At 64.4% G+C, this 15,058-nt stretch carries 14 protein-coding genes; 6 read left to right on the top strand and 8 right to left on the bottom strand.

All coding sequences use genetic code 11. From position 1 onward, the window contains the following. Positions 1-18: 18 nt before the first annotated feature. On the bottom strand, positions 19-1,149 hold the full coding sequence (locus BRSPCE3_RS26155) for a GNAT family N-acetyltransferase (protein ID WP_244069169.1): 1,131 nt from the start codon (positions 1,147-1,149) through the stop codon (positions 19-21). Positions 1,150-1,636: 487 nt separating this feature from the next. Between BRSPCE3_RS26155 and BRSPCE3_RS26150 the strand changes: the two genes are divergently transcribed. The 3 genes from BRSPCE3_RS26150 (at position 1,637) to BRSPCE3_RS26140 (ending at position 4,840) form a co-directional block, all read left to right on the top strand. Beyond that, entirely contained in the window at positions 1,637-2,461 is an 825-nt protein-coding gene (locus BRSPCE3_RS26150) for a WecB/TagA/CpsF family glycosyltransferase (RefSeq protein ID WP_244069488.1), read from the top strand. A 79-nt stretch (positions 2,462-2,540) separates the two neighbouring features. Beyond that, a complete protein-coding gene (locus BRSPCE3_RS26145; protein ID WP_244069168.1) occupies positions 2,541-3,818 on the top strand; it encodes an O-antigen ligase in 1,278 nt (425 codons plus the stop codon). Continuing rightward, on the top strand, positions 3,815-4,840 hold the full coding sequence (locus BRSPCE3_RS26140) for a glycoside hydrolase family 5 protein (RefSeq protein WP_244069167.1): 1,026 nt from the start codon (positions 3,815-3,817) through the stop codon (positions 4,838-4,840). Before BRSPCE3_RS26145 ends, BRSPCE3_RS26140 begins: the two co-directional genes overlap by 4 nt. Before the next feature lie 28 nt (positions 4,841-4,868). On the opposite strand, the gene BRSPCE3_RS26135 is transcribed toward BRSPCE3_RS26140, so the two are convergent. After that, positions 4,869-6,080, bottom strand: coding sequence for an amidohydrolase family protein (locus BRSPCE3_RS26135; RefSeq protein ID WP_244069166.1), 1,212 nt, complete (start codon positions 6,078-6,080; stop codon positions 4,869-4,871). A gap of 118 nt (positions 6,081-6,198) precedes the next feature. On the opposite strand from BRSPCE3_RS26135, the gene BRSPCE3_RS26130 reads away from it, so the two are divergent. Continuing rightward, entirely contained in the window at positions 6,199-7,485 is a 1,287-nt protein-coding gene (locus tag BRSPCE3_RS26130) for an MFS transporter (RefSeq protein WP_244069165.1), read from the top strand. Between the two features lie 11 nt (positions 7,486-7,496). On the opposite strand, the gene BRSPCE3_RS26125 is transcribed toward BRSPCE3_RS26130, so the two are convergent. From BRSPCE3_RS26125 to BRSPCE3_RS26100, 6 genes are all read right to left on the bottom strand, one after another. Next, on the bottom strand, positions 7,497-7,688 hold the full coding sequence (locus BRSPCE3_RS26125) for a hypothetical protein (RefSeq protein WP_097672779.1): 192 nt from the start codon (positions 7,686-7,688) through the stop codon (positions 7,497-7,499). 85 nt (positions 7,689-7,773) lie between these two features. After that, positions 7,774-8,589: a family 1 encapsulin nanocompartment shell protein gene (locus tag BRSPCE3_RS26120; RefSeq protein WP_244069164.1), complete on the bottom strand. Its 816-nt coding sequence runs from the start codon at positions 8,587-8,589 to the stop codon at positions 7,774-7,776. Further along, positions 8,582-9,643: a Dyp-type peroxidase gene (locus BRSPCE3_RS26115; protein WP_244069163.1), complete on the bottom strand. Its 1,062-nt coding sequence runs from the start codon at positions 9,641-9,643 to the stop codon at positions 8,582-8,584. The genes BRSPCE3_RS26120 and BRSPCE3_RS26115 overlap by 8 nt, the downstream gene beginning before the upstream one ends. Before the next feature lie 117 nt (positions 9,644-9,760). Then, positions 9,761-10,030, bottom strand: coding sequence for a DUF2171 domain-containing protein (locus tag BRSPCE3_RS26110; protein ID WP_244069162.1), 270 nt, complete (start codon positions 10,028-10,030; stop codon positions 9,761-9,763). Between the two features lie 102 nt (positions 10,031-10,132). Next, the gene (gene clpB / locus BRSPCE3_RS26105) at positions 10,133-12,745 is read right to left on the bottom strand and encodes an ATP-dependent chaperone ClpB (protein WP_244069161.1); all 2,613 of its coding nucleotides are present in this window, start codon (positions 12,743-12,745) and stop codon (positions 10,133-10,135) included. 269 nt (positions 12,746-13,014) lie between these two features. Continuing rightward, entirely contained in the window at positions 13,015-13,302 is a 288-nt protein-coding gene (locus tag BRSPCE3_RS26100) for a hypothetical protein (protein WP_244069160.1), read from the bottom strand. A gap of 14 nt (positions 13,303-13,316) precedes the next feature. Between BRSPCE3_RS26100 and BRSPCE3_RS26095 the strand changes: the two genes are divergently transcribed. Further along, positions 13,317-14,717 (top strand): YXWGXW repeat-containing protein, encoded by a 1,401-nt coding sequence (locus BRSPCE3_RS26095; RefSeq protein WP_244069159.1) that lies wholly within the window; start codon positions 13,317-13,319, stop codon positions 14,715-14,717. Positions 14,718-14,801: 84 nt separating this feature from the next. Next, positions 14,802-14,984, top strand: coding sequence for a hypothetical protein (locus BRSPCE3_RS26090; protein ID WP_244069158.1), 183 nt, complete (start codon positions 14,802-14,804; stop codon positions 14,982-14,984). Positions 14,985-15,058 lie beyond the last annotated feature (74 nt).

The following is a 15,058-nucleotide window of genomic DNA, read 5'->3' as shown; positions in this document are numbered from 1 at the left end:
TAAGGCTTTCTACGCGCCTTACCGCGTGCCGGTCGAGGTCCGGATCGGCCTGAAGTCGGTGACCCGCTTGGCTGCCTGCTTGATCCAGGGCGCCTGCTTCAGGGCAAACAATGCAAGCGAGCCGGCTGCGCTGCCGGCCTGCGTCACGGCCGACATCGGCGTGGGCTGGCCGCCGAACTGCATCTTGTAGGGTTCGTCACCGATGGTGAAATCGAGCACCCGATCGCCGCGCTCGATGCAGTCCTTCGCGACCCGTTCGAACATCAGCGCACCGATCGACTGGCTCTTGTAGCCCTCGATGTCGAACGCCGTCATGATCACGAGCAGGCTGCCGCGGTGGGCCAGCCCAAGTGCCGTGGCGATGACGTTGCCGTCCATCTTCATGGCATAGAGTCGGGCAAACGAGCCGAGGCCGCGAAGCGCGACATCCGAGTAGAAATCGAAATACTCGGGACGCTGCAGCAGGTCGCCGTCACCTTGTGCGTGAAACCGCGGACCGCGAAACTTCCTCATCGTGTCCATGGCCTCGCCGATCGAGGCGCTGTCGTCGCAGCATGAGAAGGTGAGCGCGCCCTTCTTGTGGATCTGGCGCCACTTCTTGGCCAGCTCCTTTTGATAGGACTTTCCCAGCGCGTTGAGCTGCCATTGCTCGAACGGCGTCATCAGAACCGTCGCATAGGCATTGGTATCCATCAGGCTGCGGTGCGGTGCGCCGAGCAAATTCTCGATCGGCATCCTGGCATCGAGCAGCTTGGGTATGCGCAGCAGGTCGAATGGACGCACCAGCTGTCGAAGCTTAGTGCAGGCCTGCTGGTCCTGCAGCAAGTCGGCGAAGACGGCGGTGCTGCACACCGGCGACAAATAGTCGGACACGCGAAGGTCGGCGAATTCGATCGTGCGCATTGGCCCGCGCCGCACCCGCAGCATCGGCAGCACGGCCGCAAGCGCCTTGCTTGCGCGATGACGGACGACGACGATCAGCGGCTTGGCCGACGCGGCGGGAGCGAGTTTGCCATAGAGGCCGTCCAGCCACAGCGGATGTTGGAAGGCGGCCGCGTCCGAGCCTTCAAACAGTGCCGCGTATTCTTCTGACAGGAAGTCGAATGCGTCGTCGATGCTGACATCGAACGCGTCATCATTCTTATTCATGTGAAACCAAAAACAAAACGGGTTTTCAAAGCGCCGATCGCGCCGACGCTATACCCTTATAGCAAAGGCTGATGACCGCGGGCACCGGTAGAATAGGATTTGTATTAATGTAATGCATCGACCTTTGCATAGTGTTGCTGCTCGAGCGTCGTCGCCGCCGAAATGCGGCATTGCCTGCTGTCGGGGCGTCACGCCCGCCCGGTATCGTTAACGATCTGTTGACGGCCTGAACCAATCGAGGCTGCGACGAGCGATCGCACATGGTCTGGACCGGATATTGCAATTAAGGGCATGCAAGTACTGGAGCCCTGTCGAAATGCCGACTCACAGCCAAAAAGCCCTTGTTTCCCATGCAATTCTGCCGCCGCAGGGTGATCGCGAATCGCCCCGGCGTCTCAATTCGGACATGGCTGCTCCGCCTGTCCGGATTTGTAACAGCTCGGGCGGCGAGCCGGTGTCCTCGGCGCAGGCGCCGACCGGATCATCGATGCCGAACGGCGTAGCGGAGCGGCGCATCAATCCTGTCGGCAGGGCTGCGACCGCCAGCGTTCCCCGGGCCACCATCGGTGGGCTGCGGCTCGCCGTGCTTGATCGCGAGCAGACCGCCGACTTCATGATCGAGGCGGTGCATCCGAACCGGCGCGTCAATCGTCCGCTCTATCTGACCTCCGCCAACGGCGAGGTGCTGTCGCGCTGCTCGACCGAGCCGATGACCGATCGGCTGTTCCGCGCCGCGGACCTTATCAATGCCGACGGGCAACCGCTGGTCATGGTGTCCAGGCTCCGGTCGCCGAATCCGCTTCCCGAGCGCGTCGCGACCACGGATCTGTTCCACGATGTCGCGCGCAAGGCGGAAGAGCTTGGGCTGACCTTCTATCTGTTCGGTGCCAACGAGGCCGAGAACAAGGCGGCCATCGCCAATGTCCGCCGGGCCTATCCGGCGCTCAAGGTCGTCGGCCATTCGCACGGCTATTTGCGTGGCGACGCGCTGCGGGCCAAGGTGGACGAGATCAACGCGCTGGCGCCGGACTTCCTCTGGGTCGCGCTCGGCGTGCCCTATGAGCAGGCCTTCGTCGACGAATTCATGCCGCGGCTTGGCAATGTCGGCGTCATCAAGACCTCGGGCGGATTGTTCAACTTCCTGTCCGGCTCGCGGCCGCGCGCGCCGCGATGGATGCAGATCGTCGGCCTCGAATGGGCCTGGCGGGTTTGGCTCGAGCCGCGCCGGCTGTTCTGGCGCTATCTGACGACCAATCCGCACGCGCTCTATCTGTTGTTCAACCGGACCCGGTCCTCGTCAGCCAAGGACTGAAATCAATCTCGCGTGCAATATGCGCTCCGACCCGATCCGCCGGAGTTGCACGCTCATCCAATGAGCGGAGTACAATCGAATGGACGGACGCGCGCTCAATAGCTCGACCTGGCAGGCGCCCGGTGTCGAGGCGGAAGGCCTCGCAGCGACCATCATCAACTGGTCGATCACCATCAACGTGATCATGTCGATGGGGATCCTCAACTTCGCGCTGCTTCCGCAGGAGCTGACCTTGGTGCAGCAGGTGGCCGCCCTCCTGCTGTGGGGCGTGCTGATCTACGCAAGCCTTTTCGTGCGCCCGCGTCTGCGGCTGGGCTTCGGTCTCGACACGTTGGCGATTGTCGCTTTCTACGGCTTTGCCGTGATCTCCGTACTCTGGACCAATTTGAACGCCGAAGCGCTCATGAAGGCCGGAGCGCTCTTTATCACCACGCTTGGCGCGTTCTGTCTGATTACCCGCGTTGACATCGACGACATCGTAAAATCGATGACCCGCGGTCTCTTCGTTCTGATCGCGGCATCGGTGGTTTGCTCGGTGTTGTTTCCGGATATCGGCCTCGACCAGGGCTGGCAGCACATGGGGCAGTGGCAAGGCATCTTCGCGTCGAAGCAGGCCCTCGGCTTTACCGGCGCACTCCTGATGTTCTTTGCCTGCTATCGAAAGATGAGCGGACAGGGATGGCTGCCGTTCCTCGTGACCTTCGTCCTGGCGTCGACTTGCGTGATCCTCTCGGAATCGCGCGGAGCCGGTGCCTTGTCGCTGGTCGCCTGCATGCTGCTGTTGACGTCCTTGTGGTCCGTCAGGTGCATGCAGGTCTATGCGGTTTTGCCGAGCGTGATGTGCGTCGCCGCCGTGTTTCTGATGCTGTACTTCTACACGACCGGATACGACGCGATCCACGTCTTCGACACCACGATCGATTTCACCGAGAGAACCTTCATCTGGCAATACGCTATCAGCCATTTCGATGATGCGCCGCTGCTCGGCTTCGGAATCAACGGCTTCTGGACCAATCCGGCGATCTACGACTATTTCGAGCAGAGCCGAGGCTGGGTGCTCGACAACTACCACAATGGCTATATCGCCATTCTCGTCGAGACCGGTTTCGTGGGCTACGTCCTGTTCACGGCAAGCGTCTTCCTGTTCTCCTACAAGGTGCTCTGTCTGATCGCGGCGCGGGCGATCGACCGCCTGCATTGCGCGCTGATCATCGGGTTCGTCTTCCTCAGCGGCCAAACCAATTTCACCGAGACGGTATTCCTTCGTTCCACGACGTTCACGTCGGTGCTGCTGGTCGCATTCTTCCTTGCGATTTGCCGGCCGGTCCCGTCGTCGCACGAGTTGGAGCAGCCATGACGATGTTTCGATTGCGTCTACAAAGGGTGTGCGGCGTGCTGCTGGCAGCGGCGCTCGTTGCCGTGCTGATCTCGCCGGCGCATTCGGCCGGGCAGGGTCCGTCTCCGGGCGTCGCGGCGCTGGGGCGCGGCATCAACATTCTTGGCTATGACGGCGTCTGGGAAGGCTATTGGAACGCCCCGTTCCGCCAGGAAAACCTCGATGCGATCCGCAAGGCCGGCTTCTCGCATGTCAGGATCAATTTCTTCGGCTTCAAATACATGGATTCCGACAACGTGCTCGACGACGCAGTCCTGCAGCGTCTCGACGGCGTGATCGAGCAGGTGCTGGCGCGGAAGCTGATCCCGGTCCTTGATGAGCACGACACCCACCTCTGCCAGCGCGACATCGCGGAATGCTCGGTGAAATTGAAGGCCTTCTGGCGCCAGATCGCGTCTCGCTATGCGAAGAAATATCCGGCGCTGGTGTTCGAGATCCTGAACGAGCCGGGCGGGAATATGACGTTGGCCGAGTGGAACGCCTTGCTCGGCGCGTGTTTGTCGATCATCAGGGAGACCAACCCGACGCGGAGCGTCGTGGCCGCCGTTCTGAACGTCGATGAGCTGCCGATCGACCAGCTGGCACTGCCCGCCGGCGACAGAAACCTCATCGTCACATTCCATTATTACGCGCCGCTGCAATTCACCCATCAGGGTGCGCCGTGGTCGCCGATCTTCTCGAAGATCGGCCCGTTGAACTGGGGCTCCGCGGAAGATGAAGCGAAGGCCTCGGCCGATTTCGACAAGATCAGACTGTGGTCGGAGAAGGAGCAGCGCCCGATCTATCTCGGCGAGTTCGGCGTCTATGAAAGCGCGCCGGCGGACAGCCGGGTGAAGTATCTGTCGTTCATGGCGAGGCGCGCGGAAAAGTTCGGCTGGGCCTGGGCCTATTGGCAGTTCGATCACGATTTCGCGGCGTTCGATGGCGCGCGGCAACGCTGGAATCGGGAGATTCTCCGCGCGATCATTCCTCCGGGCCGCTAGTCGTTGCGGCCCTGGTGCGGTGCCAGATTCAGGAACCGCCGGCTGATCTGACGACGCGATTGTCGCGCGCCACGAGGACCCCGCCCTTGTAGACCGAGCGTCCGGCGGGTCGCGCCACCACGGCCTCCTGGATGTGCACGGCGTTCAAGGTGACGAAATCGGCCTTCGCGCCGACATACAGGCCGTAGTCTTGAAGCCTGAGCGCCTTTGCGCCGGCCGCGGTGACCATGTCGAATGCGATCGCGAGCTCGTCATCGGTGTAGAAGCCCGAGCGGTATCCGATCATCATCGCGCGGCCCAGCATGTCGCCATCGCCGTAGGGCCACCAGGAGTCGCGGATGTTGTCGTTGCCGCTGAACACCGTGACGCCGGCTTTCCTGAGCGTGGCGACCGGCGGGAACGGCCGGCTGCCCGGCGCATTGGTCATGATCGCGACGCCCGAGCGCGCCAGGATGTCGGCAGTTCTCTTCAGGGCATCGACGGGAATGTCGCCGAGCCCGTAGGCGTGGCTGACCGCGACGCGGCCCGCCATGCCGAGCGACCGCGTCCGCGCCGCGATCTGCTCGACCTCGAAGGCGCCGAGCATGCCGCCATCATGGAGGTGGATGTCGACATCGACACCGTGCTTCTGCGCGACGCCGAACACGACGTTGAGATGACCCTCGACATCGCGGTCGAAGCTCGCGGGATCGAGGCCGCCGACGACATTGGCACCGAGCTTGATGGCCTCGTCGAGCAATTGCGGCGTGCCGGGGCTCGAGAGGATTCCGCTCTGCGGAAACGCCACCAGCTGGATGTCAATCAGGTCCTTGTACTCGTCGCGCACCTTGAGGATGGTCTCGAGCGACTTCAGGCCCACCGAGCCGTCGACCATGACGTGACTGCGCATTTGCGTCGTGCCGTGCCCGATGCAGAGATCGAGCTGGTTCCGTGCCCGCACGTCCATCGGTGCCGCGGCGGCGAGGTTCTCGGCCTGGAACGCGACCCGCTCGTGGACGTCGAAGCCATTGGTGCAGGGGCGGTGCGGGCGCCAGCTGTCACCGTAGAAGCTGGTGTCGAGATGGATGTGGCCCTCGACGAAGCCGGGCACCACAAGTGCATTGCCGAGATCGATGATCTCGATTCCGGCCGGGTGTTCGGCATCCGTCTCAATCGCAGCGATGCGGCCGCCGCGCACCAGCATGTCGCGGCGCGTGCCGTCGGCGAGCCTGGCATTGATGAAGAGTTTGTCGGCCGGCATCGGACCTGTCCTTGTTGTCGCTTTCGTCGCATGCAGATCGCGCTATGAGGCATGCCTTGCCTAACATGGTCGGAGGAATAATACTCCCCCGGCACAGGCAGACAAGGAACCGAGAGCGTTGCCGGAAATTGCGAGCAGGGGATTCAATGTCAGGCGCGCCGCCTTTGCCGCGACCATCGGCAACATGCTGGAGTTCTACGACTTCATCACCTACAGCTTCTTTGCGACTGAGATCGGGCACACCTTCTTCCCCGCGCAGAGCGAATACGGCAGCCTGATGCTGTCGCTTGCCACCTTCGGCGCCGGCTTTCTGACGCGGCCGATCGGCGGCATCGTGCTCGGCATCTTCTCCGACCGGGTCGGCCGGCGGCCGGCGATGCTGCTGAGCTTCGCGCTGATGGGCGGCGCGATCCTGACCATCGCGCTGACGCCGTCCTATGCCGCGATCGGCATCGTGGCGCCGGTCATCGTGATTCTGGCGCGGATGGTGCAGGGCTTCGCACTCGGCGGCGAAGTCGGGCCGACCACGGCCTATCTGATCGAGATCGCGGCCCCGAGCAATCGCGGCCTGGTGGTGGCCTGGCAGCCGGCCAGCCAGGAGATCGCAGCGACGGTCGGCGCGCTGGTCGGGGTCATCCTGAGCAGCACGATGGCGCCCGACATGCTGCAGGCCTACGGATGGCGCGTCGCATTCCTGCTCGGGGCGGTCTGCCTGCCGTTCGGCATCTGGATGCGCCGCACGCTGCCGGAAACCGTCTCGCATGGCGAGGCCGTCGCCGGGCAGGTCGAACGTTCCAGCCATGTCGCGCTGGCGCGCCGGCACCTTCGCGTGATCCTGCTGGCGGTGATGATCCTGGCCAGCGGCACGATCTCGACCTACGTGACGCAATACATGACGACCTACGCCAAGAACACGCTGCATGTGTCGCCGTCGCTGGCGTTCACCGTCTCGCTGGTGAGCAACGGACTGCAGATCATCGGCGCGGTGCTGGGCGGCTGGCTCGCCGATCGCCTGGGACGCAAGCCGATCATGATCTGGCCGCAGCTCGTCGTGCTGGTGCTGACCTATCCGGCCTTCCTGTGGATCGTCCACGACCCGGGCGCGTGGTCGCTGCTGTTCGGCTTCGGCATCCTGTCGTTCATCGGCTCGCTGCCGTTCACGGCATTCTACGCCGCCTTCACCGAGGCGCTGCCGCAGAACATTCGCGGCGGCGTGTTCGCGACGATCTATGCGGTCGCGATCGCAACCTTCGGCGGCACCGCGCAGCTCGTGGTCACGTGGCTGCTGCACGTGACCGGAGATCCGCTGGCGCCGTCCTGGTATCTGCTGCTCGCAGCAGCGGTCGGCATCGTCGCCATGAGCCTGATGCCCGAGACCGCGCCGGTGAAGGCCGGCACGAAATAGCCGGCCGAGTCTCAATCCATGTCGCGAAAGGCGTGGCCGTTGGCCTCGATCTCCTTCACGAGTTGCGGCGGCAAATTGGCCTGTGCCGAGGTGCCGTCGAACACCCAGTCCTTGGCATCGCCGAGATCGGGAAGGCCGGCGCCCTTGCGGACATAAAGACCGACCGACGCCTTCTTCGGGTTGATGTAGAGATCGTAGTCCATTGCGCGCCTCCTCTCCGTTGAAGTTTCAACGGAGGCTCCGGCTTGGATCGGCCGAAGCCTCCTGGAAGAGTGAACGCCGGTCAGACTAGGCGGGTTTCTTCGCCTCCGGCGCAAGCACCACCGACGCTTCGCTGGTCAGCATCAGGAAGGTGATGGTCTCCTGGAAATACAGCTGCACCGAGGTTGCGGAGTGGCTGAGATAGCCGATCGAAAGGTCCTGGCCGATCGACAGCTGGAAATCGCCGCCGCGGGTGGTGAGCAGCACGCCGCCCGCGATCGCAGGCGCCCAGATGATCTTGCCGTCGATCAGGCGCTGGATGTGCTGCAGCACCGGGTAGCCGTCGTCGGTGGCGCCGCCGATCGCGGTATAGGGCTCGGTGCCGAGCAGCAGCGTATAGGGGCCGTTGACGCCGGCGAGCCGCAGCTGGCTGACCGCCTGCGCGACCACGGCGGGATAGTTCTTGATGCTCGGCGGCAGCGTCAGCACCGGGTTGCTGGTGCCTTGGCGGATGCCCTGAATGCCGGCGGCGGCGTAGCCGTCGAACACCGCGCGATCCTCGGCGAAGGCGATCTTGCGCGCGGCGTCCTTGAGCGGATCCCAGTCGGAATCATTGGAGCCGCGTTCGACATCGTCGATCGCCTGGCGCGACAGCTCGAACGGCACGCGCAGCTCGACCAGTGCGCGGACCTCGCGCTGCGTCGCCTCGACCCCGTCGCCCGGTGTCGCGATTTTCTTGAGATGGCCGGTACCGACCGCGGAGAAGTCCGTTCCCTTCGGACCATCGACATCGACGACACGGCGCGCCGCCAGATGGCGCTTCAACGTCCGCGAGGCTTCGTCTTCGATCTGGGCCCATGCCGCGTCCGAGATGGGGGCCAATCCCCGATGAAGATTATTCATGTCCAGCCTCTCCTTTCAGTGAGCCGATCCCGAGCGAGCCGTCGGACGGCGGTATTTCTTGTGCAGGCGTGGCGTCGGCCCCGGCGTCATCCAGCGATGGCTCGGCGGGCGCGGCAGCAGGCGGCTCGCTGGTCACGTCTTCGAGGAAGGTCGCCGGCGGGATGAAGAACAGCGTGCCGGTCACGGCGCGGCTGAAGTCGAGCAGGCGGTCGTAATTGCCCGGCGGCCTGCCGACGAACATGTTCTCCAGCATCTGTTCGATCCGGTGCGGCGACTTGGCATAGCCGATGAAATAGGTGCCGAACTCGCCCCTGCTGATGTTGCCGAACGGCATGTTGTCGCGGACGATGTCGAGCTCCTCGCCGTTCTCGACGATCGTCGTCAGCGCGTTGTGTGCGTAGCTCGGCTTCACCGCATCGTCGAGCTCGATGTCGGACAGTTTTTGGCGACCGATTATCTTTTCCTGCATCTCGACCGGCAGCTCGTTCCACTTCTTCAGATCGTGCAGGTATTTTTGCACGATGACATAGCTGCCGCCGGCAAAGGCTGAGTCCTCGTCGCCGATGATGGTGGCCTCGGTGGCCGCCTGATCCTCCGGATTCTCGGTGCCGTCGACGAAGCCGAGCAGGTCGCGCTCGTCGAAATACTTGAAGCCGTGGACCTCGTCCGAGGTCGCGACCGCATCACCGAGCCGTGACATGATCTGCGTCGCGAGCTCGAAGCACAGATCCATCGGCACGGCGCGGATGTGAAACAGCAGGTCGCCCGGTGTGGCGACTGCGTGGTGGACGCCGTTGATCTCGCGGAATGGATGCAGGCCCTGCGGCTTCGGCGCGCCGAACAGCCGGTCCCATGCATCGGAGCCGATGCCCATGACGCAGGACAGCCGGCCCTCGAGATCGCGGAAGCCGACCGCGCGCACCAGCGCGGCCACGTCGGCACAGAGCGACCGCACCACCGCATCATATTCCGGATTGGGCTTGATCGTGACCGCAAGGAAGATGGCCGCGCGGGTCAGCTTCGCAGCGACCGGTTGCGGAACGGCTGGTGGCACGCATGTCTCCTTAACTAACGGCTATTCCACGCAAAAAGGCTTGGACCGGACGCCGGATCGGCGTCCAGACAGGCGCAGAGGAGCATGCCGCCGGAGCCTTTACAAGGGCCCGGAATGCTAGGCTTCCGCGGACGGACCAACCGGCTTGCCGGACCTCTCCTCCTCGAGAGTGACCGCAATGGCGGCATTGGCGGACAGCCGCACCTTGGTGCCTTCGACACCGGCGACGAAGCCGAGCTCGATATAGTGGTGATGACCCTTGTGGAAGCCGTCGCTGTCATTCTTCTTGAGCTTGATGCGGTTGCCCTCGACGCGATCGACGGTACCGACATGCACGCCATCGGCGCCGATGACCTCCATGTTGTCCTTGATGTTCTGCTGCGTCATGGCGCTCTTCCTGGTTGCAGGTCAGCTTGTATATTCGGCTTGCATATGATGCGCCGAGACGACGCGGCGATGACACCGCGTCGTTGGCAATCCGGACTTCTCTCACACCGGTTCGAATTCGTCGGTCGCCGCGTTCTCGGGCTTCTTGCCGTTGAAGGTGAGGCCGGCCTTGGTGGCCGAGAGCTTCACGTGCGAGCCGTCGCGGACGTCGCCGGCGAGGATCATCTCGGCGAGCGGATCCTGCACGCTGCGCTGGATCACCCGCTTCAGCGGACGGGCGCCATAGGCCGGATCCCAGCCTTTCTCCGCCAGCCAGTCGCGCGCCTTCGGCTCGAGCTCGAGATCGATCTTGCGATCCTCGAGCAGCCTGCGCAGGCGCGCGAACTGGATTTCGACGATCCGGCCCATGTCGCTCTTCTGCAGCCGGTGGAACAGGATGATCTCGTCGATCCGGTTGAGGAACTCGGGGCGGAAGTGGGCCCGCACCATGTTCATCACCTGCTCGCGCACCGCGCCCGTGCTCTGGCCCTCCGGCTGGTTGACCAGATATTCCGCGCCGATGTTGGAGGTCATGATGATCAGCGTGTTGCGGAAATCGACGGTGCGGCCCTGGCCGTCGGTGAGGCGGCCGTCGTCGAGCACCTGCAGCAGCACGTTGAAGACGTCGGGATGCGCCTTCTCGATCTCGTCGAACAGCACCACCTGATACGGACGCCGCCGCACCGCTTCCGTCAGTGCGCCGCCCTCGTCGTAACCGACATAGCCGGGCGGGGCGCCGATCAGCCGCGACACCGAGTGCTTCTCCATGAACTCGGACATGTCGATCCGGACCATCGCGGTCTCGTCGTCGAACAGATATTCGGCGAGCGCTTTTGCGAGCTCGGTCTTGCCGACGCCGGTGGGCCCCAGGAACATGAACGAGCCGATCGGCCGGTTCGGGTCCTGCAGCCCGGCGCGGGCGCGGCGCACCGCGGTCGACACCGCACGCACGGCCTCGGCCTGGCCGACGACGCGCTTGCCGATCATCTCCTCCATGCGCAGCAGCTTGTCCTTCTCGCCCTCCAGCATCTTGTCGACGGGGACGCCGGTCCAGCGCGACACCACTTGTGCGATGTTGTCGGCGGTCACCGTCTCGCTGGCGGACGAGGTCTCGCTGGCCTCGACGTTCGCGAGCTTCTTCTCGAGCTCGGGAATCCGGCCATAGGCGAGCTCGCCCGCCTTCTGGAATTCGCCCTTGCGCTGCGCATTGGCAAGCTCGGTGCGCAACTGCTCGAGCTCGCCTTTCATTTTCTGCGCGTCGGAGAGCTTGCCCTTCTCCGACCGCCATTTCGACGTCATGTCCGCCGATCTCTTCTCGAGATCGACGAGGTCCTTCTCGAGCGTCTGCAGCCGGCTCTTGGAGCCGAGGTCGGACTCCTTCTTCAGCGCCTCCTGCTCGATCTTGAGGCGGATGATCTCGCGGTCGAGCGAGTCGAGTTCTTCGGGCTTGGAATCGACCTGCATCTTCAGCCGCGCCGCGGCCTCGTCCATCAAATCGATGGCCTTATCGGGCAGGAAGCGGTCGGTGATGTAGCGATTCGACAGCGTGGCGGCGGCGACCAGCGCCGAATCCGCGATCCGAACGCCATGATGCTGCTCGTATTTGTCCTTCAGGCCGCGCAGGATCGAGATGGTGTCCTCGACCGTCGGTTCCGAGACGAACACCGGCTGGAAGCGGCGGGCCAGCGCCGCGTCCTTCTCGACATGCTTGCGGTATTCGTCGAGCGTGGTGGCGCCGATGCAATGCAGCTCGCCGCGGGCGAGCGCCGGCTTCAGCAGGTTGGAGGCGTCCATCGCGCCGTCGCCCTTGCCGGCGCCGATCAGGGTGTGCATCTCGTCGATGAACAGGATGATGCCGCCTTCCGCCGACGTCACCTCCTGCAGCACCGCCTTGAGCCGTTCCTCGAACTCGCCGCGGTATTTCGCGCCGGCAATCAGCGCGCCGAGATCGAGCGCGAGCAGCGCCTTGTCCTGCAGGCTTTCCGGCACGTCGCCATTGACGATGCGCAGCGCGAGGCCCTCGACGATCGCAGTCTTGCCGACGCCGGGTTCGCCGATCAGGACGGGATTGTTCTTGGTGCGCCGTGACAGCACCTGGATGGTACGGCGGATCTCCTCGTCGCGGCCGATCACCGGATCGAGCTTGCCGTCGCGCGCCGCCTGGGTGAGGTCGCGGGAATATTTCTTCAGCGCGTCATAGGCGTTCTCGGCCGACGCGCTGTCGGCGGTGCGGCCCTTGCGCAATGCGTTGATCGCCGCATTCAGGTTCTGCGGATTGACGCCGCCCTTGGCGAGCAGCTTGCCGGCCTCGCTGTCCTTGTCGGCTGCCAGCGCCTGCAGCATGCGTTCGACCGAGACAAAACTGTCGCCGGCCTTGTCGGCGGCCTGTTCCGCCGCGGCGAAGGCGCGGGCGGTCTCGGGCGCCATATAGATCTGTCCGGAGCCGGCGCCGCTGACCTTGGGCACCTTCGCCAGCGCGTCTTCCGTCGCCTTGAGGATCGCGCGCGAGTTGCCGCCGGCGCGGTCGATCAGGCCGGCTGCGAGGCCTTCATCGTCATCGAGCAGCACTTTCAGGATGTGCAGCGTCGTGAATTGCTGGTGTCCCTCGCGCATCGCGAGCGATTGTGCCGACTGAATGAAGCCGCGAAGGCGATCGGTATATTTTTCAATGTTCATCGTGGCACCTCAAGGCAACGCGGGCTCATCGAGATCTCGTCATGCCACCGCACTTGCATCGTGTGGTCGTTTCAGGAGAGTGTCAATCGCCCCGCGCGGCCGCCGGAATGCTGCATCTAAGCTCTTGCGCCGGCTGCCGTTCGTCTCTGGCACTCGGCCGGGACCACTGCTACGGACACGCCGTCGGACGGGGCGCCCCGCATCACGCCGATGGCGGCCCGAGGTGCTCGCCGGAACGTGCGGTTCGACGAGCCCTGATCACGACGGTCTCATGAAGGCAAGACGATCATATTCGCGCTTTCGGAAAAATGATGGCGTCGTAGTGAGTGTGGCGTGCGATCGATGATGCAGATGCGCGTCGCGCGATGTTCCATTGAATCACGCGATACGACGTCACCGCACACTGTGAACTGTCGATGAATGGCGGCGTGATTGTGTTTCCGATTGCATCGGCGCGTTTCAGGCTGGTGTAAGGTCAAGGGTCTAGCGATGAAGTGTGTCGGTGCATTGCCGATGCGCGGAACTTTTGTTCCGGCTCTCACGTTGAACGTGCTCATCGAAGAGGCTCCCAATGACAACTCGTCTCCTTTCGACCGTGTCGTGTGCAGCGATTGCAGCGGCACTGTTCTCTGCGACGGCGGCCGTGCCGGCAAACGCGCAAGATGCGGCGTGCGCGCCGGTCTCTGCGGTCGAGACCGCGCCGCCGCCGTTGCCGACCTACGATCAGCCGCCGGTTCCTGGTCCCGGCTACATGTGGTCGCCGGGCAATTGGTCGTGGGATGAGGATCGCGGCGATTACTATTGGGTGCCGGGCACCTGGGTGCAGCCGCCGCGGGTCGGCCTGCTGTGGACTCCCGGTTACTGGGGCGCGTTCGGCGGCGGTTTCATTTTCCACCAGGGCTATTGGGGTGATCGCGTCGGGTTCTACGGCGGCGTCAATTACGGTTTCGGCTACGGCGGCTCAGGCTATGAGGGCGGCCGCTGGGATCACGGCAATTTCTTCTACAATCGCACCGTGAACAATCTGCAAGGCGCGCGGATCACCAACGTCTACGAGAAGAACGTCACCATCAATCAGACCACCATCAACAATGTCAGCTACAATGGCGGTCGCGGCGGCATCGAGGTGCGGCCGACGCCGGCTGAACGTGCTGTTGCCAAGGAGCAGCATTTCGCGGCGACGCCGTTGCAACGCAAGCAGGTCGAGACCGCAAGCCAGGATCCGAGCCTGTTCAAGCGCGCCAACAACGGCGTGCCCGCTGTCGGCGCGACGGCACGTCCCGGCGAATTGAAGGGACCGGGCGTGGTCCGCGCGCGGCCGGCCGGCGAGGCGGTGCCCGCCACCGCTGCAAAACCGGCGGCCACAGAGCCGGCGCGGCCGGGTGCTCCGGCGCCGGCTGAATCGCATGCGCTTCCGGTCCCCGGGAAAGAGGCTCCGGCGGCGCACCCGCAAGCTCAGGAGAACAAGCCTGCGGTCGAGCAGAAGCGGGCTGCGCCTGCGCCCGAGACGAAGGTCGAGCCGCGGCCCGCACCGGCTGAGTCCCACGTGCTTCCGGTCCCCGGCAAGGAAGTTCCGGCGGCGCATCCCTCCGCGCAGGAGAACAGGCCCGCGGTCGAGGAGAAGCGCGCAGCGCCCGCCGCCGAGCCGAAGGCTGAGCCGCGGCCTGCAACGGAAGCGGCGCGGCCTGCCGCACCGGAGAAGCGGCCCGAAGAGGTGCGCAAGGAGGAGCCGCGGCCCGAGCCTGCCGCGAAGCCCGTCGCGCGGCCGGAGCAGGCCGCAAGGCCCGAACCGCGACCGGAGCCTGCGGCAAGGCCGGAAGCGCGGCCAGAGACGATGGCACGCCCTGAGGCGCATCCGCAGCCGGCGGCACGGCCGGAGCCGCACGTTCAGGCCGCGCCGCACGTTCAGGCGCCGCCGCATGCTGCGCCTCCCGCAGGTCACCCTGCAGAAGAGAAGCGGCAGGAGCACTAACGGAACGGTCGCGCTCCGCTGGCTCATCCCGGCGGAGCGCGATATCTTCGTCCGCGCGCAAGCGATCATCGCTGGAGGTCGGTCATGGCACAGAGTCACGGTGGTAGCGGACAGCTTGACGACGGCAAACCTCGCCTCAGCGAGGACGATATGCAGCGGGCCCTGCTCGGTCCGAGGGGCGTGCCGGGCAAGCCGGACACCGCCAAGATGACGCCGCAGCAGCAAAAGAACATCCCGAACTATCTGGATCCCGGACATACGTCCTGATCCAGTTGCAGCGTGACGTGAGCAGAGATGCTGCGCCGCCGTGCCGGGCGGCGCGCCGGCGCACTTGCAAATCG

Source organism: Bradyrhizobium sp. Ce-3 (assembly GCF_022835695.1).
Taxonomy (GTDB): Bacteria; Pseudomonadota; Alphaproteobacteria; order Rhizobiales; family Xanthobacteraceae; genus Bradyrhizobium.
Note: the sequence above shows the minus strand (reverse complement) of the source record. Positions and strands in the feature narration are given on the sequence as shown.